Raw genomic sequence first — 21,161 nt, 5'->3', positions numbered from 1 at the left:
GGGCATATGCAACAGGAATCTGTCGGGACATTTTCACTCGATGAGAATGTTTGGCAAGGCGTTACAATCACTGAAAGCGCCGCGGCGCAAATTTCCCGGCTCATGCAACAGGACCCTGAAATCAAAGGGTTGCAGCTTGGGGTTAAGCAGTCCGGTTGTGCCGGATTTGCGTATGTGATGGATATGGCCAAGGAGCCAGCCAGTGACGCGCTAGTGTTCGAGCAGAACGGTGCCAGGCTTTACGTGCCACTGAAAGCGATGCCCTTTATTGATGGCACCGTGGTCGATTACGTCCGCGAAGGGCTAAATCAAATTTTTAAATTTAATAATCCTAAAGCTCAGCATTCCTGCGGGTGTGGCGAGAGTTTTGGCGTTTGAGCGATGTAAACGAAATGACACGAAGCAATGTAGAAGTTCCAGATGAAGTGCAGGCTTGGGTCAGCGATGGTCGCTACAAAGAAGGTTTTTTTACCCAGCTCGCGACTGATGAGTTGGCGAAAGGCCTCAGTGAGGATGTTATTCGCGCCATTTCAGCAAAACGTAACGAGCCTGAATGGATGTTGGAGTTTCGTCTCGGGGCTTATCGAAATTGGCTGGAAATGGAAGAGCCGCATTGGCTGAAAGCTCATTATAAAAGTCTGGATTATCAGGATTATAGCTATTACTCAGCGCCATCTTGCGGCAGTTGCGATGATAGCTGTGATTCGCAGCCCGGTGCGGTGCAGCAATCCTCCGCCGACAGCGCGGCTCCGCGCGACTTATCTGAGCAAGCGATGAATGAGTACCTCACCGCCGAGGTAGAGTCTGCGTTCGCCCAGCTTGGGGTGCCGGTACGAGAAGGGGCTGAAGTGGCGGTTGACGCCATTTTTGACTCGGTTTCTGTGGCCACCACTTATCGAGGGAAACTGGCTGAGCAAGGCATTATTTTCTGCTCATTTGGTGAAGCTATTCAGGAATACCCGGATTTAGTGCGCAAGTATCTGGGCTCAGTGGTGCCAGCGAAAGATAACTTTTTTGCCGCACTCAATGCGGCAGTGGCTTCTGACGGCACTTTTGTTTATGTGCCCAAAGGGGTGCGCTGTCCGATGGAATTATCGACTTATTTCCGCATTAATGCCGCCAAAACGGGGCAATTTGAGCGCACCATTCTGATTGCTGACGAAGACAGTTATGTCAGTTATATCGAGGGGTGCTCTGCGCCAGTTCGTGATAGTTATCAGTTACATGCGGCGGTGGTGGAGGTCATTCTGCATAAAAATGCCGAAGTGAAATACTCGACGGTGCAGAACTGGTTTGCCGGGGCTGACAGTACCGGCGGTATCCTCAACTTTGTCACCAAACGGGCGTTGTGTGAAGGTGAGGGTTCCAAAATGTCGTGGACCCAATCTGAGACAGGGTCGGCTATTACCTGGAAATACCCCAGTGTGATTTTGCAGGGCGATAACTCCATCGGTGAGTTCTTCTCTGTCGCACTGACCAACGGCCATCAGCAGGCGGATACCGGCACCAAGATGATCCACATTGGCAAAAACACCAAATCAACCATTATTGCTAAAGGGATCTCCGCCGGACACAGCCAAAATACTTATCGTGGGTTGGTAAAAATCCTGCCTGGTGCGGATAACGCGCGTAATTTCACTCAATGTGACTCGATGCTGATTGGCCCGGATTCCGGCGCACATACTTTCCCTTATGTGGAAGTGCGCAATAACACGGCGCAGTTGGAGCACGAGGCGACCACCTCAAAAATTGGTGATGACCAACTGTTTTATTGCTTGCAGCGCGGCATCAGCGAAGATGATGCCATCTCAATGATTGTTAACGGTTTCTGTAAGGATGTGTTCTCTGAACTGCCGCTGGAATTTGCCGTCGAAGCACAGAAATTGTTGGCCATCAGCTTGGAACACAGTGTTGGTTGAGCCAGAGCTGAATAAGTATTTGCAGAGTTTTGCGCGCCTGCGCACCAAGGAAACCTATGTTAAGCATCAAGAATTTAAAAGTCAGTGTCGAAGGTAACGAGATCCTCAACGGCTTGGATCTGGAGATCAAACCCGGTGAAGTGCATGCCATTATGGGGCCAAACGGCTCAGGGAAGAGTACCTTGTCTGCGGCGCTGGCCGGGCGGGAGGAATATGAGGTCACTGAAGGCAGTGTGACGTTCAAAGGCAAAGATTTGCTGGAGCTGGCCCCGGAAGATCGTGCGGGTGAGGGCGTCTTTCTGGCCTTCCAGTATCCGGTAGAAATTCCGGGGGTCAGTAACCATTTCTTCCTGCAAACCGCGGTCAATGCAGTGCGCAGATACCGTCAACAGGAACCGCTGGATCGTTTTGATTTTGCTGATTTTATTGAAGAGAAAATTGAGTTACTCAAAATGCCCGCAGATTTGCTCACTCGTTCAGTGAATGTAGGGTTCTCGGGCGGTGAGAAAAAGCGTAACGATATCTTGCAGATGGCGGCACTGGAACCTTCTTTATGCATTCTGGATGAAACTGACTCCGGTCTGGATATTGATGCGCTGAAAATAGTTGCTAACGGGGTGAACTCACTGCGCAATAAAGAGCGCGCATTTATTATTGTGACCCACTATCAACGCATCCTCGATTACGTCAAACCTGACTTTGTGCATGTGCTGTATCAGGGGCGAATCATTAAATCTGGTGATTTCACGCTGGTGAAACAGTTGGAGGAGCAAGGCTATGGCTGGCTTACCGACCAACAGTAATATCCAAAAACAACAACGTATTCTTGCCGAACAGCGAACCAATGCTTTGGCGAATTTTGGTCAGTTGTTTGAGCAGAATCAAAAGGTTAAGCAGCATTCAAGTGGTCAGGGTGCTGATGAAGCTACGGCACATTGGCAACAGGTGCTGGCGTTGGGCTTCCCCAGCATCAAGCATGAAGATTGGAAATACACGCCGCTGGAGCGTTTATTCGCCCATCACTTCAGCTTTGCTTCGGTGGTGGATGTGACGGCGGCTCAGCGCGATAATTTGTCATTGCTGCAAGATGCCCATCGTTTGGTTTTCATTGATGGGCGATATGCCCCAGAATTGAGCGACAGTGAATGTGGCCCGTATCAACTGGCGCATCTAACTGAAAATGCTCAGTTTCCAGCGGCTATTCAGCCGGAAGTCTTTTTGCATCTGACAGAAAGCTTGGCTCAGGAAAGTTTGCACGTCCGCTTGCCTGCCGGGCAACACAGTGATAAGCCGCTGTATTTACTGCATATCAGTTCAGGCAATGGCTCTGAAGTGGTGAATACCAGCCATTACCGTCACCATCTGGCGATTGAGGCGGGCGCGCAAGCCGAGGTCATTGAGCATTTTGTCAGCCTTAATGAACAGCCGCATTTTACCGGTGCACGGCTGACGGTTTCCGTGGGTGACAATGCCGAGTTGAACCATTGTAAACTGGCGTTCGAAGCGCCTCAAAGCACCCATTTTGCCCATAATGACTTAGTGTTAGGCCGCGATGCACGGGCGAAGAGTTATAGCTTCTTGCTCGGCGCGGGGCTGACTCGCCATAACACCAGCGCCCAGTTAAACGGCGAGGGTGCCAGTTTGTCGATGAATAGCTTATTGCTCCCGATAGGGCGCGAAATTTGCGATACCCGCACTTATCTGGAACATAACAAAGGCTATTGTGACAGCCGCCAGCTGCACAAAACCATTGTTCGTGAGCGGGGCAAAGCGGTTTTCAATGGCATGATAAAAGTCGCTCAGCACGCGCTAAAAACTGATGGCCAGATGACCAACAATAACTTGCTGCTCAGTAAGTTAGCTGAAGTGGATACCAAACCACAGTTGGAAATTTACGCCGATGATGTGAAGTGCAGCCACGGGGCGACGGTCGGGCGTATTGATACAGAACAGCTGTTTTATCTGCAATCACGCGGTATCAATCAAGCCGATGCGCAGCAAATGATTATTTTTGCTTTTGCCGCCGAATTGACCGAGGCCATTAATAACAAAGCTATCCGCAAAGTCGTATTGGCGCGAATTGCGGAACGGTTGGCTGAGGAGTCACTATGAGTTTCTCTGTTGGAAAAGTCAGTATCGAGCAAGTCAGAGCCGAGTTTCCACTGCTGAGCCGGGAGGTTAACGGCCAGCCATTGGCGTATCTGGACAGCGCCGCCAGTGCGCAAAAACCACAAGTGGTTATTGATCGGGAACTTAACTTCTATTGCGCGGGGTATGCGGCGGTTCATCGGGGAATTCACACACTGAGTGCCGAAGCAACCGGGCAAATGGAAGCAGTTCGTCAGCAGGTCGCTGACTTTATTCATGCTGCTTTTGTTGAAGAGATTGTCTTCGTTAAAGGCACGACTGAAGCTATCAATTTGGTGGCGAACAGTTACGGCCGCCATTTTCTGCAAGCCGGTGACAGCATTATCGTTACCGAAATGGAGCACCACGCCAATATTGTGCCGTGGCAGATGCTGGCAAAAGATATGGGCATCGAAATCCGTGTTTGGCCGCTGACGGTGGCGGGTGAACTGGAATTATCCGCGTTGGCGAGTTTGATTGATGGCACCACCAAACTGCTGGCAATTACCCAGGTTTCCAATGTGCTGGGGACGGTGAACCCTATCAAAGACATCGTGGCACAAGCTAAAGCCGCGGGCTTGGTTGTGCTGGTGGATGGTGCCCAGGCGGTGATGCATCAGCCGGTCGATGTTCAGGATTTGGACTGCGATTTTTATGTTTTTTCTGGACATAAGCTGTACGGCCCATCGGGCATTGGTATTTTGTACGGCAAAAGCGAGTTGCTACAGCAAATGCCGCCATGGGAGGGGGGCGGTTCGATGATCAAAACTGTCAGTCTGACGCAAGGCACCACCTTTGCTGACGCACCATGGCGTTTTGAAGCAGGTTCTCCAAATACTGCTGGCATTATGGGGCTGGGTGCTGCAATCAGTTATGTGAATCAGTTGGGGCTCGCCGAGATCCAGCACTATGAGCAAACACTGATGCAGTATGCATTGGAACAATTGAGCCAGATTAAGAGCCTGACACTGTATGGCCCGGTAAACCGGGCTGGGGTTATTGCTTTCAACCTGGGGCCACATCATGCTTATGATGTCGGCAGTTTCCTTGATCAATACGGTATTGCCATTCGTACCGGGCATCATTGCGCCATGCCGCTGATGGCATTCTACAAGGTGCCAAGCATGTGCCGGGCGTCACTTGCCCTGTATAATACCCACGAAGAAGTCGATCGGTTGGTGGCAGGATTGCAGCGCATCGAAAAATTGCTGGGCTGAGAGCAGACAGCTCGCGACAGTGCCCCCGAAAGCCGATTATGATAACAAGTAGTCGGCTTTTATTTTTACAGTAGGAAGCATGTTATGGCTGGTTTGCCCGATAGAGATAAATTGATTCGTAACTTTTCCCGTTGCTTAAATTGGGAAGAAAAATACTTGTATGTCATTGAGTTGGGCGCACAGCTCCCCCCGTTAACTGAACAGCAGCGCCAACCAGAGAATGTGATTTCTGGTTGCCAAAGTCAGGTGTGGATTGCAATGACGCTCTCTGATGCGGGGCAGGTGGTTTTTGCTGGTGATAGTGATGCCGCTATCGTCAAAGGTTTGGTTGCAGTGGTGTTCATCCTGTACCAAGGTTTGACCCCACAGCAGATAATTGAGTTAGATGTTCGGCCCTTTTTTGCCGATTTAGCTCTCAGTCAGCACTTAACACCTTCGCGTTCCCAAGGTCTTGAAGCCATGATCCGCGCTATTCGAACTAAGGCTGTTACCCTCAACGTTTGCTGATCTACGCCAACATTTTGTGCTTTATTCTACGCGGCTTGTGTATTTTGCGCCGCGCGTCACAGTATTAAAGTGGTGATATTTCAGCAGCTTAAATCGGCCTCCATACCAGAAAAAGCAGAATAAATTACATTGTAACACCTTGATTTCTAGAGATATAAATTGCCTTTATAATATTGGCTGTTACTATATGGTGGCCTTATAATTGGCTGCTAAAATTAACGTAGATATATCCGTCATCTTTCAAACTGCTGGTGCGTTGGCTGCTCTCATATCCCCCGAATCACTTACTTGTGTAAGCTCATCGGGATTATGAGCCTCTAATAAGACTCACCCTGCGGGCCTGCGCAAGCGCTCTTCAACATGGTTTACAACCAAGTTGCTACTCGCTTAACGCTTTTCTGCAATTTGAAATTTATTGGGTATAGCCGTGTAAATCGAATTTTAAGAAGTGATGTAGGAACTAAGCATGAAACGTGCATTAACTTTGATTGGTATGTTATTCGCAACTTGTCTGGCGGGAAGTATCACCGCTGCCAATGCGACCGAGTATCCTCTGCCGCCAGCCAATAGTCGTCTGATTGGTGAGAATACTACTTATACTGTTCCAAATGATGGTCGTCCGCTTGAGGCTATTGCTGCCGACTATAAAATCGGTTTGTTGGGGATGCTGGAAGCAAACCCAGGTGCTGATCCGTATTTGCCATTACCGGGTTCAGTGCTCACTATCCCGACCCAGATGTTGCTGCCAGATACCCCACGTGAAGGTATCGTCATCAACCTGGCTGAACTGCGCCTTTATTATTATCCTAAAGGTCAAAACAAAGTTGTGGTGTACCCAATCGGTATCGGCCAGTTAGGGCGTAATACCCCAACGATGACAACTTCTGTCAGCCAGAAGATCCCGAACCCAACCTGGACCCCAACGGCCAATATCCGTAAGAACTATTTGGCGGAAGGTATCACTCTGCCGTCAGTGGTTCCCGCTGGCCCAGAAAACCCTATGGGTCTGTTCGCCATGCGTTTGTCTGCGGGGAGCGGTGAATACCTGATCCACGGAACTAACGCGAACTTCGGCATTGGTATGCGTGTCAGCTCTGGCTGTATTCGTCTACGCCCGGATGACATTGAAGCGCTGTTCAAGTCCGTACCTAAAGGTACTCGCGTTCAAATCATCAATGAGCCGGTTAAATATTCCGTTGAGCCAGATGGTAAGCGTTATGTGGAAGTTCATCAGCCGTTGTCTCGTGTAGACAGTGATGATCCGCAAACCATGCCAATTGCTATTAGCAGCAGCCTGCAGAAGTTTATTAACGACAGCCAGACTGATGCACAAGTGGTTCAGGAAGCGATTGTACGCCGTGCTGGTATGCCGGTTATCGTCACTGTAGGTGAGACTGCCACTGAGCAGGCTCCGGCTGTTGTAGCGCCTCAGGGCGAGCAACAGACACAACCTCAGAACGAAGAGCAGCAACCTACGGAGCAAGTGATTCCTAAGTTGGTTCAGCCAGGCCCTGTTTATTCAGCTGCGAACTAAGTTCTCAGCCTCAAACGCACCTTTGCCATGGCAGCCAGCAGTTTGCTGTGGCAAAGTTTATCGTGCACCGTATTGTGAAATGAGTTGATGATAGGTCGGACGAGAGGGAAGAGGTCAGCAGGGAAGGTCACTATCAGAAACAGGTTTCAGCAAGATAAAAAAATGGCGCACAATGTGCGCCATTTTTCATTCAGGAAGTAATATTACTTCTTGTAAGCGTGAGCTTGGTTGTCAAGACGTTGGTTAGCACGTGCTGCATCGTCTTTAGCTGCTTGAACGTCAGAACGGATTGCGTTCACGTCGTTGCTCAATTGGTCAACTTTAGCGTTCAGAGTTTGAACGTCAGAAGACAGTTGATCGATTTTAGCATTGCTTGAACAACCAGCCAGCATAGTAGAAGCCAGAATTACCGCGCCCAGTACAAGTTTAGTACGATTCATTATTAACACCCTCTAGATTAAGTTAATCTCCATGTAGCGTTACAAGTATTACACAAAGTTTTTTCGAAAGAGAATAAATTTTTAGTATTAGGGGGGTTTATTTTGATCGTTCGCTCAAAGAAGCATCTTGTTTTAAAAAAAAGTTAAAAAAACGAGGTAAAACAGCCGGATTCTTTCGGAAAAGTCTGACTCAGAAAAAACTTTTGGGCGCTTAGGATAAAATGGATTTTTCGGAAAGTTTATTTAGAGATGTTTAAAAAGAAAACGCCGCTATGAAAAGCGGCGTTTTTAATTCGCGTTTAGTCTTATGTTGAGATTATAAAACGTGTACGGAAGAGGTATTGGTGGTGCCGCTTGGCACTAAAGCACCAGAAACCATAATCACTACATCGCCTTTCTGTGCCAGACCGCTGGCCAGAGCAGCTTCTTTACCGATGCGGTAGAAGTCATCCGTTGAAGCAATTTCGGTGACCAATTGAGTTATCACACCTTTGGTCAGAATTAACTGACGGGCAGTGGTTTCATTGGTCGTCAGGGCCAAAATGGTCGCTGTTGGGAAGTATTTACGCACTGACTTAGCGGATTTACCGCCGCCAGTTGCTACTACGATCACTTTTGCTTCCAGTTTTTCAGCAGTTTCTACTGCGCCACGGCAAACCGCTTCAGTGATACGCATTTTGCGGTTATCGTTCAGCGTTTCGATGCGGCTAGGCATGATACGGTCTGTACGCTCACAGATGGTCGCCATGATGGTGACAGACTCTAATGGGTACTTACCCTTAGCACTCTCACCAGGCAGCATCACGGCATCGGTACCGTCCAAAATGGCGTTAGCAACGTCGCCGGCTTCTGCACGAGTAGGGCGTGGGTTTTTGATCATGGAATCGAGCATCTGAGTTGCAGTGATAACAACTTTGCGTGCACGGTTACATTTCTCAATCATCATCTTCTGCGCGAAGATAACTTCTTCTACCGGGATCTCAACACCCAAGTCACCGCGGGCAACCATGATACCGTCAGAGGCTTCCAGGATTTCGTCGAAGTTATTCAGACCTTCCTGGTTTTCAATTTTGGAGATGATCTGGATATGCTCGCCGCCGTGTGCTTTCAGGTGTTCGCGGATTTCCAGTACGTCTGAACGCTTACGGATAAAGGAAGCGGCAACGAAGTCCACGCCTTGCTCACAACCAAAGATCAGGTCAGCTTTATCTTTTTCAGCCAATGCAGGCAGTTGGATAGAAACGCCTGGCAGGTTAACGCCTTTATTTTCGCCCAAATCACCGTTGTTCAGTACTTTACAGACCACTGCATTTTCAGTGACTTCAGTCACTTCCATACCGATCAAACCATCGTCAACCAGTACGGTGTTGCCAATTTTCAGGTCAGCGGCAAAGCCCGGGTAGGTCACCGCAACGATGTTATTGTTGCCAATAACGCTTTGGTCTGTGGTGAAAGTGAAAGTCTGGCCTGCAACCAGCGCTGCATCTTTGCCGCCTTCCAGTTTCATGGTGCGGATTTCAGGACCTTTGGTGTCCAGCAGAATACCGGCTTTCAAGCCAGTTTTTGCCATAACAGCACGGATATTCTTGATACGTTGACCATGTTCTTCATAGTCACCGTGGGAGAAGTTTAAGCGCATAACGTTCATACCCGCATTCAGCAGGTTGGTCAGCATTTCTTCGGATTCGGTTTTTGGACCGATAGTACAAACAATTTTAGTCTTTTTCATGACGGATTTTTTCTACAAGTTGTGATGGATAAAAAGCAAATGTTCCGTTAAATACAGCAACGGAGTGGGATCTGATTAGTGTCTGGTGTAGCGAAACGTTACCAAGGAGCAAAACATTACTAAGAATAGATGACAGTGGCGGAAATTGAATGGAAAACTTTAGCACGAGGCTAAACGCATGATCGGTATACGATGGCGTAAATGTGAGTTGTATTTTTTTAGCGTATCGGCAGATCAAGATGCTGAAACCATTCAACTGAAACGACGGTTCGTATTATAAGCGGTAAGTAGCCGGAAATGAAATAGAAAACAGAAACTCATTGTCGTTTTTTATAAAAATGGCCCATTAGTCGCGCAAACAGAGAGAATAATGCTTAGTTTGTTGCGCAACAAAAAAAGTTTTTAACAATTTTAACAAGTGCGTGGTTAAAAAATTGATGAAAACAATATAACGAGATTTAAGCAATTCGAGTAGGGTGAGGGTAGGACAGGACGTTTATCGAAAACAGCAGAGTGGTGCGTTCTAATGGACTCGAACCATCGACCCCCACCATGTCAAGGTGGTGCTCTAACCAACTGAGCTAAGAACGCATTGAGAAACTATCAATTTGAAATTTGCAGATAATACGAGAGTGGTGCGTCCGAATGGACTCGAACCATCGACCCCCACCATGTCAAGGTGGTGCTCTAACCAACTGAGCTACGGACGCACATGATACTCTGGTCACTTCAGGTCATTGTCATGTCAGGTAATGTATAAAGTTGGTGCGTCCGAATGGACTCGAACCATCGACCCCCACCATGTCAAGGTGGTGCTCTAACCAACTGAGCTACGGACGCAATTCCTTTACTTAATTACCTGCCATCAATGCTGACAGCGGGGACGAATATTAACGAGCCGCCCGTCTGCTGGCAAGGGGAAAAACATAATATTCACTGCAAACTCACGTAATTGCTGAGCTTTTACTCATTACGCTGTTTTTTTCTTCATCTTTTCTGATTTATAGGGGCGTTAATCAGGGACTAAACCGCCGCGATTAACGCCCACAATACGATTAGCTTCCCAAATAATAGCGCTTAGTGTGCCGCTTTTTGCAGAATGAAAGCAGGCGGTTGTTTTTGTAACCAACGGATGCGCAGCGCCATCAATATTGCTGCCAAGGTCAGGCCGATAACGAATCCGATCCAGAAGCCACTAGGGCCCATAGCCGGAACAATATAATCGGTCAGTCCCAACAGATAGCCACTAGGTAATCCCACTAACCAATACGCAGTAAAGGTAATAAAGAAGATCGAGCGAGTATCTTTGTAACCTCGCAATACACCGCTGCCAATGACTTGAATAGCGTCAGATAATTGGTAAAGCGCCGCCAGCAACATTAAGTGGGAGGCCATCATCACCACTTCAGGCGTTTTGTTATACAGCAGCGCAATATGTTCACGGAACACCACGGTAAACACTGCGGTCACACTTGCCAGCATTAACCCCACCGCAATACTGGTATAGGCGGCCACGCGGGCATCCTCAACCGATCCCTGGCCGAGACGAAAACCAACACGAATAGTCGCGGCCACACTCAGTGACATCGGTAACATAAACATCAATGAGCTAAAATTAAGGGCAATCTGATGCCCAGCTACGGCGGCGATACCGAGCGGAGAAACCAGCAATGCCACTACCGCGAACAATGTGACCTCGAAAAACAGCGCCAGTGCAACTGGGAGCCCAAGGCCTCCGAGGCGTTTCATCACCTTCCAGTCAGGGGCCGCAAAACCTTTCTCTAGCTTGATATCTTGCTGTGAGCGGGCGCGAGTCACATACCAGCGCATCATCAAGAACATCACCCAGTAAACTGTCCCGGTTGCCACCCCGCAACCCACGCCACCGAGCGCAGGGGCGCCGAATTTACCGTAGATAAAGATATAGTTAATAGGGATGTTGACCAGTAAGCCAATAAAGCCAATCACCATTCCGGGTTTAGTTTTGGATAACCCCTCACACTGATTACGCAGCACCTGGAAAAAGAGATAGCCGGGTGCCCCCCACATAATGGCATGCAGGAAACCAACGGCTTTGTCGGCCAGCACCGGGTCAATATTGTGCATCTGTTTAATGACATGGTCGCTGTTATAGATGACCACCATAATTAACACTGAGACACAGGATGCCAGCCAAAACCCTTGTCTGACCTGATGGGCAATCTGATTACGCCGTCCTGAGCCGTTAAGTTGGGCGACCGTCGGGGTCAGCGCCAATAATAGCCCGTGACCGAATAAAATAGCCGGTAACCAGATAGAAGTCCCCACAGCAACGGCCGCCATATCGGTCGCACTGACAGAACCGGCCATAATAGTATCAACCACGCCCATGGCTGTTTGGGACAATTGCGCGATAACAACAGGAATAGCGAGAGCCAACAAGCTACGCGCTTCGACGATATACTTCTGCACGTATACACCCTTTTCTACCCGTCGCCCTTCAATATACAGGGGTGTTAGCTGCCCTTGCTCACCCCAGTCACTTAATTATCTAAGCTCCTGGGAATTCACTCGGTTGCCGCCTACCTGTATCTCGAAGTCACTTGGGTATAACCTAGTTACGATTTCAATAACGACTATTTATCGCGCACTGAGCGATAAATAAAATAGCGGAAAAGCAAGAAAGGATTGTACCCTCTCACTGAGCTTAAGCAATCTTTGTCATTCAATATCAACTCGATATCAACGAAATAACTTCAATATATATTTTTAGTCTAAGTGGTTTGGTTTTCCTTATCTTCTGAGGCAAAATCAGGGCAAAGAAATTTTCTCTCTAGATAAGAGGCATGGCGTATGTTTACCGGTATTGTTCAAGGCACCGCGCCCGTGGTAGCCATCGACGAAAAATCCAACTTCCGCACTCATGTGGTCGAAATGCCAACTGAAATGTTGCCTGAATTAGCCTTAGGGGCTTCGGTGGCTCACAATGGCTGTTGTTTGACAGTGACTGAAGTTAACGGAAATCGGGTCAGTTTTGATTTAATGAAGGAAACCCTGCGTATCACCAATTTGGGTGATATTAAGGTCGGTGATGTCGTTAATCTGGAGCGTGCGGCTAAATTCAGCGATGAAATTGGTGGACATCTTATGTCCGGGCATATTATTTGTACCGCTGAAATAACTAAAATATACACATCAGAAAATAACCGTCAGATTTGGTTTCGTTTGCCCAGCGACGATTTAATGAAATATATATTACATAAAGGTTTTATCGGTATTGACGGTATTAGCCTGACCATTGGTGAAGTCGTGGGTAATCGTTTTTGTGTGCATTTGATTCCAGAGACACTGGCGCGCACGACATTAGGTAAAAAGCGTCTGGGACATCGGGTGAATATCGAGATAGACCCACAGACGCAGGCAGTAGTGGATACCGTTGAACGGGTATTAGCGCAACGCGATACTGCACAAGTGTTTGCGGCGGCAACTGAAAAAGCTGTTCGAGGATAGGATAATAAAAGTAGGGGGCTAACGAGCCCCCGCGTTTAAGAAACTATTCTAGAGACTAACGCGCCACTCGAATACCGCCTTCTACGCCATTTGGACTGAGTAATACCTGCCACAATTGAATGTCTCTGGCGCGGAATGCACCCGCACAGGCATTCAGATAATAGCTAAACATTCGTTCAAACCGCGGCGAGTAATTCTCAGCTAAACTCGGCCACGCGGCTTGGAAACGCTCATACCATGCCATCAGTGTTCGGTCGTAATCTGCCCCGAAATTATGCCAGTCTTCCATGATGAAATAAGGCTCACTGGCTTGGGCGATATGTTGTACTGACGGTAGACAACCATTGGGGAAAATATACTTATCAATCCACGGATCAACACTCAGGTCAGTACGATTAGCGCCAATGGTGTGCAGCAAGAATAATCCATCAGCTTTTAAATTGCGGTTAACCACTTCAAAATAGGTGCGATAATTTTTGGGCCCGACATGTTCGAACATTCCTACCGAGACGATGCGGTCAAATTGTTCATCCAGGTCGCGATAATCTTGCAGCAAAATAGTGACATCCAAACCTTCACAGCGTTTTTGGGCCAATTTTTGCTGTTCAGCCGAAATAGTGACACCTGAGACGGACACCCCGAAATGACGTGCAGCATAAGCAGCAAGCCCGCCCCAGCCACAACCAATATCGAGCAATGTCATGCCGGGAGCTAATTGCAGCTTCTCACAGATCATCTGCAATTTGTTTTCCTGCGCTTGCTCAAGTGTTGTGGCGTCTTTCCAATAAGCGCAAGAATATTGCATATTGGGGTCGAGCATGAGGCTAAACAGGTCATTACCCAGATCGTAATGTTCTTTACCAACAATCCAGGCTCTTTTCTTTGATTGCAAGTTGATAATACGCGCGGCGGCAATGCGTAAAGTATCTTTGAAATGGTGTGGAAGTTGTTTTTCCAGACCAGCTCTGAGAACGCGTTGGAAGAAAATATCCAGGCGTTCACATTCCCACCAGCCATCCATATAACTCTCACCTAATGCCAAAGATCCTTCTTGTAATACCCGCTTGAAGAAGTCCGGGTTATTAACTTGAATGTCGAAAGGGCGTGAGCCATTGATTTCAATATCAGCCCGATTCAGCATTTCTTGTACAATGCGGAACCATGGATTTTCTTGAATACTTTGGTCTTCTATACAGGATGAACTCATAGCTTCTCCATCACTTTCTTCTGACTTATGACGCGCAATAAAATCTATATATGCGGGTACATACCAATAAAGTTGATGTCTGGTATCCATTACGGACAGAGGAAGATTAAGAAGAAACCCTAATGACACTTTGGCTTAGGGCAACTCATCCATAAGAGGAAATGTGACGCAATCCACGCGCACAGAAAATGCTTAAGATAATGCTTTTTTTAAATGGTATTCTAATCAGTTCGATTGAGTATAGGCTTGCCGGAGCGCTTTCTCAATAATAAATCGCTTCCGGCCAGCATGTTCCTTAGTGACTATTTCTATTGGGAATTATGACTCCGCGTAATTATAGTCGTCACTATGAGTATGGCTTTTTCCATTTTTTATCGCGTAGCAATGAATGCCATAACCCAATATGGCTAAAGCGACCGTTGATAGCATCACCGTGACTGTTGCCAGTAAAGGTTGGCTGATATAAAGCGAAACTATCATGCTGGCAATAAAACACAAACCTAACTGAAGCGTGTTTTGCAGTGCTGCCGCTTTGCCAGTATTCGCCGGAAAGGGCATTAATGCATTTGCTACGATAATAGGGTAGCAGGCACCATTCACCAGCGCCATTATGCAAAACGGAATAAGTAAGGTCATCAGTGTTGGTGTCGTCAATGTGGCTATCAGATAGAGCGCAATCATACTGAAGGCATAACCGGCTAACAGCCATGGCAACAGAGTGTTGCCTTTAATCCGACTTAAGGCACTGCGGCAGGCAAAACCCCCGAGCAAAAAGGCTAATGTTTGTGGAACATAACTCAAACCTATGGCATTCGGGCTATATCCCATATCGCCTAAAATGAAAGGTGAGCCGGTTAACCAGGCGAAAAAACCCGCGCTACATGCTGCAAACATCATCACGTTGCCGCTAAATACGGGGGATTTCAGCAACTGCCAGAAACTAATAGCACTTTTGCTTTTAAGCACGCTATCCGATACTACTTTTTTCCGTTCCTTAAGCAGTGCGGTCGGGATCAGCAGTAGCAGTGTAATCACCAACAAAACGACAAAAATTGACCGCCAACTGAAATGGTTTAATAACCACGCACCTAATAAAGGGGCCAGCGCGGGGGATAACGCCACTAAAGGCATTATGGTTGCAAACACTCGATTGACTTTGCTGCTGTGGTACCGATCTACCACCAATGCTTGCCAGCTCACGGCGGCAGAACAGACGCCCACCGCTTGAATAAAGCGCAGAACTAATAACTGTGTCGCCGTTTCAACCCATAAGATGCCCAGACAGCCAATGGCAAATAAACCTAATCCGACTAATAGTACCGGTTTGCGGCCTAATTTATCGGAAACAGGCCCCCAAATAAGCTGGGCGATAGCGAAACCAGCGAGAAAGATACTGAGGCTGGCACTGATGGAGCCAGCGGAGGTCTGTAGTTCTTGTTGCATAGCGCCAAAGGCAGGCAAATACATATCGGTGGCCAGGTACCCCAACATGCTCAAACCGGCCAGATAGAACATGAAACTGGAAGTCGTTTTCATTTTTTGTGTCTCATTATAATTTTGCAGGCAAAACTTTTATCATTGAAATTCCATTGCGGGGGGCATTCTAGCGGCGAGGTATTCTGTTGTGAAACGGTAATATTTGCGCCATGCTATCAAAAAAATTGATGGCAAATATTTAGTCTAGGGGAAGGGCAAAATATGTGGTCAGAATATTCATTGGATGTGGTCGATGCAGTTGCTCGCACCGGGAGTTTCAGCGCCGCAGCTCAAGAATTGCACCGCGTCCCGTCGGCGGTAAGTTATACCGTGCGCCAGTTGGAAGAGTGGCTGGCAGTGCCGTTATTTGTGCGGCGTCATCGGGACGTAGAATTGACGGAGGCGGGCAGGGTTTTTATCAAAGAAGCTAGAGATGTTATCAAAAAAATGAATGGCACACGGCGACAGTGCCAACAAGTGGCAAATGGTTGGCGTGGGCAACTCAATATCGTGGTCGATAAAATCGTCAAACCTCAGCGGAGCCGCCGGTTAGTATTGGATTTTTATCGCCATTTCCCCGATATCGAACTGCGGGTGCGTTATGAGGTATTTAACGGTGTCTGGGATGCACTGGCGGATGGACAAGCTGAAATGGCCATTGGAGCGACTCGCGCCATCCCGGTTGGCGGGCGATTTGTCTTCCGCGACATGGGCTTTTTAAGCTGGCATTGTGTCGTGAGCGTCAATCACCCCTTAGCTTACTTAACCGGGCCCCTTACTGATGACCAATTGCGGCCTTATCCCTCACTTTGTTTGGAGGATACTGCGCGAAATTTGCCGAAACGAGATACCTGGACCTTGGATAACCAACAGCGCTTAGTGGCACCGGATTGGGCCACGGGAATAGATTGTCTGTGTGCAGGATTATGTGTCGGAATGGTGCCCGCGCATATGGTATCGCCCTTGATTGAACAAGGGAAACTGGTGGCATTAACATTGGCCGAGCCACTTCCTGATAGCCCGTGTTGCTTGACGTGGGAGCAGAATAATCATTCGCCAGCCTTAGCATGGATGCTGGCGTATTTAGGTGACAGTGTCACACTTAATAATGAGTGGCTAAGAGATGATAATGACATGGGTAATGATTAAGCACGGCAGAATTAGTTGCCGGTAACAGGGCGCTACCGGCGGGCGAAGATTAGCGGCGATAATCGCGGAATGGGCCATCTGCCACCGATCGGCGTTCAACCAGTTTAGGATGTACTTCAATAGTTTGTGGGTCTTCGCGTTTACTGACAATGCGGTCGAGCAACATGGCAAAGGCGGTTTCCCCTAATCTCTCTTTGGGCTGATGAATCGTGGTCAGCGCCGGTGAGAAATAGCGTGCATTGCGCACATTATCATAACCGATCACTGAAATATCTTGTGGCACCCGCAGGCCCAATTCATCCGCCGCGCATATTGCACCCATTGCCATAATATCACCGCCACAGAATACGGCGGTCGGGCGGTGTTTTTGTGTCAGAATTTGGTGCATAGCTTTATAACCGGATTCTGGCTCAAAATCCCCCTGAACCACCCATTCGTCACGCAGCGGGATATTGGCTTCCTCCAGTGCCTTCAGAAAGCCCTGGTGGCGACCACCACCGGTATTTCGCGATAACTGACCGGGAATCGCCCCGATATCACGGTGACCGCGCTCAATAAGATAACGGCCAGCCAAATAACCTCCTTCGAATGCATTATCAATAATCGAGTCAGTAAAATCGCCACGGGCAGTACCCCAGTCCATCACAACCATTGGAATATTGCGATAATCTTCTAACATCCCCAGTAATTGTTCAGGATATTCAGAACACATCACCAATAATCCATCGACACGCTTTTGCGCCAGCATGGACAGATAGGCTTTTTGTTTATCCAGATTATTATGAGAATTACACAAAATCAGGGTGTAGCCTTTGCTATAACAGCTATTTTCAACTGCTTCGATTACCTCAGCAAAATAGGGTGCTTCACTGGATGTTGCCAACAAGCCAATTGATTTAGTGTGATTAACTTTCAAGCTGCGGGCCACAGCACTGGGCGAATAATGCAGCTCTTTAATGGCCGCCCACACAGCGGCCTTGGTATTTTCGGCGACGAAACGAGTTTTATTGATAACGTGCGAAACGGTGGTGGTAGACACACCCGCGTGTTTGGCCACATCTTTAATCGTTGCCATAAAAAGAATGACTCCTAAGCTCACCTGTTGCAGTAGGTAAGTATTATGTTAATCGTTTGCCTGTATGACTCGAACACCGCTCAGACAGAGACACAAGAGTAGGCTGGTAAGTTGAATCAGCAGGCTGTCTGAGAGGTTTTATTGGACATTATTAGTCGGCATACAGTTATGAACTGCGAATTTTGGCTGATCTGGAGGAAAAGTGAAAGAGGTAATCAAAGTTATAAAGTGCGTAATGAGCACAAGATTTTTTTTCTTAACTGTGGGAAAATGATTTAACGCACTAATTGTGTGCCTTTACCTTACTATACTTTAAATAATTCGAGTTGCAGGAAAGCGGCAAGTGAAAGGCAAATTGGTTGTAAACCATTTTGAACAGAGCTTGTGCTGACACGTAGGATGAGCCTCCGATACACTTACAGTGTAAGTGATTCGGGCGATTTAACGTAGTTAACGCAGATGCTACTTGAAATATGACCAAGTATAAAAATTAACCGGCTGAGGAGTTTTTATGGATACCAATCTGAAAATGTCGCTGATTACGACTGTTGGTGCGCTGGCGATGATTATTGCTTTTAGCTTCGTGGCGGTAATGAATTAATTAAACCACTTGCCGGTGTGAAGCCATTAGTAGGGCGGTTAAACCGCCCTTAATTATTTCTACTGATAATATCCACGCGTGTTGTCTTTCTGTTTGCGCTGTATCAGGCTAAATTTTTCTCAACGAAAGACCAATTTACTAAGGCCCAGAAGTTTTCCAGATATTTTGGTCGCGCATTACGATAATCAATATAGTAAGCGTGTTCCCACACATCCACAGTCAGCAGCGGCTTATCAGCCGTCGTCAGCGGTGTTGCCGCATTTGATGTACTGACAATCGCCAGTGCGCCATCCGCTTTTTTGACCAGCCACGTCCAGCCTGCGCCAAAGTTTTTCACCGCCGCATCAGTAAACTGTGCTTTAAATTCAGCGAAAGAACCAAAGGATTGATTAATGGCATCGGCAACTTTGCCGGTAGGTTCGCCGCCACCATTCGGTGATAAACAGTGCCAGTAAAAGGTGTGGTTCCAGACTTGGGCTGCATTATTAAAGACACCGCCACTGGAAGTTTTAATAATCTCTTCCAAGGATTTACCTGCAAACTCAGTATCCTTAATCAGATTATTGAGGTTGACCACATAAGTGTTGTGGTGCTTGCCGTAATGGTATTCCAGCGTTTCAGCAGAAATGTGCGGTTCCAGTGCATTTTGTGCATAAGGTAATGCCGGTAATTCAAAAGACATCGCTCTCTCCTTTCGGGGTTGCTCAGGGTGTTTGCTCCTCAAATCCAACCATTTGCAGTCGCTAAGATGGGGTGAGGGGCGGTTAAAATCGTAATTATTGTATTTTTGTTGTGGGTATTAATCTTAACAACTTTCAACAGAAATGACAGATATAACCACATCGTTTGATGGGGTATTGTGTGAAAAGCATGTGCTGAAGTTATGTGATTGAGGGGCGATGATTGAGTTATTGGCACCCGATAGGTCTACCAGGTGCGGGGATCGAGATTAGCGGCCCGTTTTTTGATTAACGAATAGTTTTGGGTGTCACGACGCGGCGAGCGCCAACATAATGATCTTGCCAGTAGTCATTATCTAGCATGCTAATGCGAATTTCTTCACCAGTACGCGGTGACTGAATAAATTTGCCATTGCCTAAATAAACGCCGACATGATCAGCAACACCACGATTAGCAATATTGAAGAAGACTAAATCTCCGCTTTCTAATTCCGCGCGTTTCACCGGTGCGGCATCGCGTAAATGATACATTTCATTAGCCGTGCGTGGCATTTTTATTCTGATGACATCTTTATAGGCGTAATAAATAAGCCCACTGCAATCAAAACCTGTATTAGGGGAGGTCCCCCCCCAACGATAAGGTTTACCGACTTGCTTCATCAGTTTGCTCATCGCAGTCTGTTTGGCGTGCTGATAGCGTTTTTTATGTGCAGGGCTGAGCGTGAGCTTATTATTTGCCGCTAATTTGGTCTCTGCTTTACCTTGGGTTTTATTTCGGTGGCGGCCATAAGCAACTTTCTCTATTTTACCCACCGCCACTTTTTTATGGGCGGCGGTTTTAATCTGAGGTGTTTTAGTCGCGATTGTTTTACTCGGAATTGTTTTATTGCTGTCTGATTTTTTTGTAGGGTTACTGACCTCTTGTACTTTCTTCTTAATAACTTTGCTGGCAGTGGCTGCTGTTTTCTTTTTATCGTTATTGGCTATTGTTTTATTTGTGACATTTTTACTGGCGGTTTTATCGCTGGTCACTTTGGCTTTTTTGGTTGTTCTATCGGCTTTACGTTTTTTACGGTCATCGGGGCTCGCCTGACTGATTTGACCTTTCTTTTGCTCGGCCGAAACGTGAGCCTGCGGCGATGCATGCGCAAGGTTTAGAAATAGCTGGGTAAAAAGCAGCACAAACAGCGTAACAATTAAACGCATAATAACGCTACCAACCTTGGCCCTGAAATGAATACGAAGAGTCACAGTATTGCCGAAACTCACGATATAAAAAAGCAGAGAGCGACAGGATTTGAGTCGATATTGTGAGAAAACATTAATGGCGTCGCAATCGTCGCTTTTTCACCCGGCAAATGGCCTTAAATCAACCATATGTCAACGGGTTAGCTACCCGACATTTCTGGTATCCCACGATGAAGATAATAATGAAGTAATGGGATCAAAAATGTTATTCTGAATGCACATATTTGTAGCTGACAATATAACCATTTGCTGAAAGAGTAAAGCCCCTGCAAAAGATGGCGTTTTATTCCAGTAGTGACAGTCGCTACAATAGACAGGACGCAATAATAAAATAGCCCTAATGGTTAGGTTCTAAGTATTGTAGCCACGAAATGGCTTGAGGAAGCAAGAAATGACGACGATTGATAAAATTCAGCGCCAGATAGCAGAAAATCCAATCCTGCTTTACATGAAAGGCTCACCTAAGCTGCCAAACTGCGGTTTCTCTGCTCAGGCGGTACAGGCGCTTTCCGCGTGTGGCGAACGTTTTGCTTATGTAGATATTTTGCAAAACCCAGATATTCGTGCTGAGCTGCCAAAATATGCTAACTGGCCAACCTTCCCACAATTATGGGTCGACGGCGAATTGGTTGGCGGCTGTGACATCCTGATGGAAATGTATCAGCGTGGCGAACTGCAACAACTGTTGAAAGAAACAGCAGATAAATATCGCACTGAAGAAGAGAAACCCGCAGCAGAGTAATCGGCTGGAGGGGCAGTACAA

19 protein-coding genes and 3 tRNA genes are annotated in these 21,161 nt (G+C 47.3%); 11 read left to right on the top strand and 11 right to left on the bottom strand.

Annotation, left to right across the window (positions count from 1 at the left end; all coding sequences use genetic code 11):
• The first annotated feature begins 6 nt into the window (after window positions 1-6).
• From sufA to DX162_RS17115, 7 genes are all read left to right on the top strand, one after another.
• Entirely contained in the window at window positions 7-378 is a 372-nt protein-coding gene (sufA, locus tag DX162_RS17145) for a Fe-S cluster assembly scaffold SufA (protein WP_004393341.1), read from the top strand.
• A 14-nt stretch (window positions 379-392) separates the two neighbouring features.
• Window positions 393-1,919, top strand: coding sequence for a Fe-S cluster assembly protein SufB (sufB, locus tag DX162_RS17140; protein ID WP_004393342.1), 1,527 nt, complete (start codon window positions 393-395; stop codon window positions 1,917-1,919).
• Window positions 1,920-1,975: 56 nt separating this feature from the next.
• Entirely contained in the window at window positions 1,976-2,722 is a 747-nt protein-coding gene (gene sufC, locus DX162_RS17135) for a Fe-S cluster assembly ATPase SufC (RefSeq protein WP_004393343.1), read from the top strand.
• Window positions 2,697-4,031 carry a Fe-S cluster assembly protein SufD gene (gene sufD, locus DX162_RS17130; RefSeq protein ID WP_032821162.1) on the top strand — a complete coding sequence of 445 codons (1,335 nt, stop codon included), beginning with the start codon at window positions 2,697-2,699 and terminating at the stop codon, window positions 4,029-4,031. The genes sufC and sufD overlap by 26 nt, the downstream gene beginning before the upstream one ends.
• On the top strand, window positions 4,028-5,263 hold the full coding sequence (gene sufS, locus DX162_RS17125; RefSeq protein ID WP_098080838.1) for a cysteine desulfurase SufS: 1,236 nt from the start codon (window positions 4,028-4,030) through the stop codon (window positions 5,261-5,263). Before sufD ends, sufS begins: the two co-directional genes overlap by 4 nt.
• Before the next feature lie 84 nt (window positions 5,264-5,347).
• The gene (sufE, locus tag DX162_RS17120) at window positions 5,348-5,770 is read left to right on the top strand and encodes a cysteine desulfuration protein SufE (protein ID WP_004393348.1); all 423 of its coding nucleotides are present in this window, start codon (window positions 5,348-5,350) and stop codon (window positions 5,768-5,770) included.
• Window positions 5,771-6,236: 466 nt separating this feature from the next.
• Window positions 6,237-7,304: a L,D-transpeptidase family protein gene (locus DX162_RS17115; protein WP_004393349.1), complete on the top strand. Its 1,068-nt coding sequence runs from the start codon at window positions 6,237-6,239 to the stop codon at window positions 7,302-7,304.
• 203 nt (window positions 7,305-7,507) lie between these two features.
• On the opposite strand, the gene DX162_RS17110 is transcribed toward DX162_RS17115, so the two are convergent.
• The 6 genes from DX162_RS17110 to DX162_RS17085 form a co-directional block, all read right to left on the bottom strand.
• Window positions 7,508-7,744 carry a major outer membrane lipoprotein gene (locus DX162_RS17110; protein ID WP_005165631.1) on the bottom strand — a complete coding sequence of 79 codons (237 nt, stop codon included), beginning with the start codon at window positions 7,742-7,744 and terminating at the stop codon, window positions 7,508-7,510.
• A gap of 316 nt (window positions 7,745-8,060) precedes the next feature.
• Window positions 8,061-9,473 carry a pyruvate kinase PykF gene (pykF, locus tag DX162_RS17105; RefSeq protein ID WP_032821163.1) on the bottom strand — a complete coding sequence of 471 codons (1,413 nt, stop codon included), beginning with the start codon at window positions 9,471-9,473 and terminating at the stop codon, window positions 8,061-8,063.
• Window positions 9,474-9,987: 514 nt separating this feature from the next.
• A tRNA-Val gene (locus tag DX162_RS17100) sits at window positions 9,988-10,064 on the bottom strand.
• 42 nt (window positions 10,065-10,106) lie between these two features.
• A tRNA-Val gene (locus tag DX162_RS17095) sits at window positions 10,107-10,183 on the bottom strand.
• Between the two features lie 53 nt (window positions 10,184-10,236).
• A tRNA-Val gene (locus tag DX162_RS17090) sits at window positions 10,237-10,313 on the bottom strand.
• Between the two features lie 237 nt (window positions 10,314-10,550).
• Window positions 10,551-11,924, bottom strand: a complete 1,374-nt coding sequence (locus DX162_RS17085; RefSeq protein ID WP_004390176.1) for an MATE family efflux transporter — start codon at window positions 11,922-11,924, stop codon at window positions 10,551-10,553.
• Between the two features lie 381 nt (window positions 11,925-12,305).
• Here DX162_RS17085 and DX162_RS17080 point away from each other — a divergent pair, with 381 nt between their 5' ends.
• Window positions 12,306-12,962, top strand: coding sequence for a riboflavin synthase (locus tag DX162_RS17080; RefSeq protein WP_004390177.1), 657 nt, complete (start codon window positions 12,306-12,308; stop codon window positions 12,960-12,962).
• Window positions 12,963-13,017: 55 nt separating this feature from the next.
• On the opposite strand, the gene cfa is transcribed toward DX162_RS17080, so the two are convergent.
• Both cfa and punC read right to left on the bottom strand, forming a co-directional pair.
• Window positions 13,018-14,169 carry a cyclopropane fatty acyl phospholipid synthase gene (gene cfa, locus DX162_RS17075; protein WP_032819677.1) on the bottom strand — a complete coding sequence of 384 codons (1,152 nt, stop codon included), beginning with the start codon at window positions 14,167-14,169 and terminating at the stop codon, window positions 13,018-13,020.
• Window positions 14,170-14,487: 318 nt separating this feature from the next.
• On the bottom strand, window positions 14,488-15,705 hold the full coding sequence (punC, locus tag DX162_RS17070; protein ID WP_032819678.1) for a purine nucleoside transporter PunC: 1,218 nt from the start codon (window positions 15,703-15,705) through the stop codon (window positions 14,488-14,490).
• A gap of 162 nt (window positions 15,706-15,867) precedes the next feature.
• Between punC and punR the strand changes: the two genes are divergently transcribed.
• Window positions 15,868-16,794: a DNA-binding transcriptional activator PunR gene (gene punR, locus DX162_RS17065; RefSeq protein ID WP_004390180.1), complete on the top strand. Its 927-nt coding sequence runs from the start codon at window positions 15,868-15,870 to the stop codon at window positions 16,792-16,794.
• A 49-nt stretch (window positions 16,795-16,843) separates the two neighbouring features.
• Here the strand turns inward: punR and purR are convergent, their stop codons facing one another.
• On the bottom strand, window positions 16,844-17,869 hold the full coding sequence (gene purR, locus DX162_RS17060; RefSeq protein WP_049561987.1) for an HTH-type transcriptional repressor PurR: 1,026 nt from the start codon (window positions 17,867-17,869) through the stop codon (window positions 16,844-16,846).
• Window positions 17,870-18,380: 511 nt separating this feature from the next.
• Here purR and cydH point away from each other — a divergent pair.
• Window positions 18,381-18,470 (top strand): cytochrome bd-I oxidase subunit CydH, encoded by a 90-nt coding sequence (cydH, locus tag DX162_RS17050; protein WP_016266160.1) that lies wholly within the window; start codon window positions 18,381-18,383, stop codon window positions 18,468-18,470.
• 103 nt (window positions 18,471-18,573) lie between these two features.
• Here the strand turns inward: cydH and sodB are convergent, their stop codons facing one another.
• A complete protein-coding gene (sodB, locus tag DX162_RS17045) occupies window positions 18,574-19,152 on the bottom strand; it encodes a superoxide dismutase [Fe] (RefSeq protein ID WP_004390182.1) in 579 nt (192 codons plus the stop codon).
• Window positions 19,153-19,438: 286 nt separating this feature from the next.
• Complete coding sequence (locus tag DX162_RS17040; RefSeq protein ID WP_004390183.1) at window positions 19,439-20,356, bottom strand: C40 family peptidase; 918 nt, start codon at window positions 20,354-20,356, stop codon at window positions 19,439-19,441.
• A gap of 433 nt (window positions 20,357-20,789) precedes the next feature.
• On the opposite strand from DX162_RS17040, the gene DX162_RS17035 reads away from it, so the two are divergent.
• Window positions 20,790-21,140 (top strand): Grx4 family monothiol glutaredoxin, encoded by a 351-nt coding sequence (locus tag DX162_RS17035; protein WP_004390185.1) that lies wholly within the window; start codon window positions 20,790-20,792, stop codon window positions 21,138-21,140.
• Window positions 21,141-21,161 lie beyond the last annotated feature (21 nt).

The organism is Yersinia kristensenii, assembly GCF_900460525.1.
In the GTDB taxonomy this organism is placed as follows: domain Bacteria; phylum Pseudomonadota; class Gammaproteobacteria; order Enterobacterales; family Enterobacteriaceae; genus Yersinia; species Yersinia kristensenii.
The sequence above is the reverse complement of the archived record's forward strand: the minus strand, read 5'-3'. Positions and strand labels throughout refer to the sequence as shown.

What these genes read in the sequence shown, in the direction of transcription:
- sodB (WP_004390182.1), bottom strand. Translation starts at nt 19,152, where the DNA reads ATGTCTTTTGAATTACCGGCATTACCTTATGCACAAAATGCACTGGAA.
- punR (WP_004390180.1), top strand. Translation starts at nt 15,868, where the DNA reads ATGTGGTCAGAATATTCATTGGATGTGGTCGATGCAGTTGCTCGCACC.
- sufC (WP_004393343.1), top strand. Translation starts at nt 1,976, where the DNA reads ATGTTAAGCATCAAGAATTTAAAAGTCAGTGTCGAAGGTAACGAGATC.
- cfa (WP_032819677.1), bottom strand. Translation starts at nt 14,169, where the DNA reads ATGAGTTCATCCTGTATAGAAGACCAAAGTATTCAAGAAAATCCATGG.
- DX162_RS17080 (WP_004390177.1), top strand. Translation starts at nt 12,306, where the DNA reads ATGTTTACCGGTATTGTTCAAGGCACCGCGCCCGTGGTAGCCATCGAC.
- sufA (WP_004393341.1), top strand. Translation starts at nt 7, where the DNA reads ATGCAACAGGAATCTGTCGGGACATTTTCACTCGATGAGAATGTTTGG.
- pykF (WP_032821163.1), bottom strand. Translation starts at nt 9,473, where the DNA reads ATGAAAAAGACTAAAATTGTTTGTACTATCGGTCCAAAAACCGAATCC.
- sufB (WP_004393342.1), top strand. Translation starts at nt 393, where the DNA reads ATGACACGAAGCAATGTAGAAGTTCCAGATGAAGTGCAGGCTTGGGTC.
- DX162_RS17040 (WP_004390183.1), bottom strand. Translation starts at nt 20,356, where the DNA reads ATGCGTTTAATTGTTACGCTGTTTGTGCTGCTTTTTACCCAGCTATTT.
- DX162_RS17110 (WP_005165631.1), bottom strand. Translation starts at nt 7,744, where the DNA reads ATGAATCGTACTAAACTTGTACTGGGCGCGGTAATTCTGGCTTCTACT.
- DX162_RS17035 (WP_004390185.1), top strand. Translation starts at nt 20,790, where the DNA reads ATGACGACGATTGATAAAATTCAGCGCCAGATAGCAGAAAATCCAATC.
- sufE (WP_004393348.1), top strand. Translation starts at nt 5,348, where the DNA reads ATGGCTGGTTTGCCCGATAGAGATAAATTGATTCGTAACTTTTCCCGT.
- purR (WP_049561987.1), bottom strand. Translation starts at nt 17,869, where the DNA reads ATGGCAACGATTAAAGATGTGGCCAAACACGCGGGTGTGTCTACCACC.
- cydH (WP_016266160.1), top strand. Translation starts at nt 18,381, where the DNA reads ATGGATACCAATCTGAAAATGTCGCTGATTACGACTGTTGGTGCGCTG.
- sufD (WP_032821162.1), top strand. Translation starts at nt 2,697, where the DNA reads ATGGCTGGCTTACCGACCAACAGTAATATCCAAAAACAACAACGTATT.
- DX162_RS17115 (WP_004393349.1), top strand. Translation starts at nt 6,237, where the DNA reads ATGAAACGTGCATTAACTTTGATTGGTATGTTATTCGCAACTTGTCTG.
- punC (WP_032819678.1), bottom strand. Translation starts at nt 15,705, where the DNA reads ATGAAAACGACTTCCAGTTTCATGTTCTATCTGGCCGGTTTGAGCATG.
- sufS (WP_098080838.1), top strand. Translation starts at nt 4,028, where the DNA reads ATGAGTTTCTCTGTTGGAAAAGTCAGTATCGAGCAAGTCAGAGCCGAG.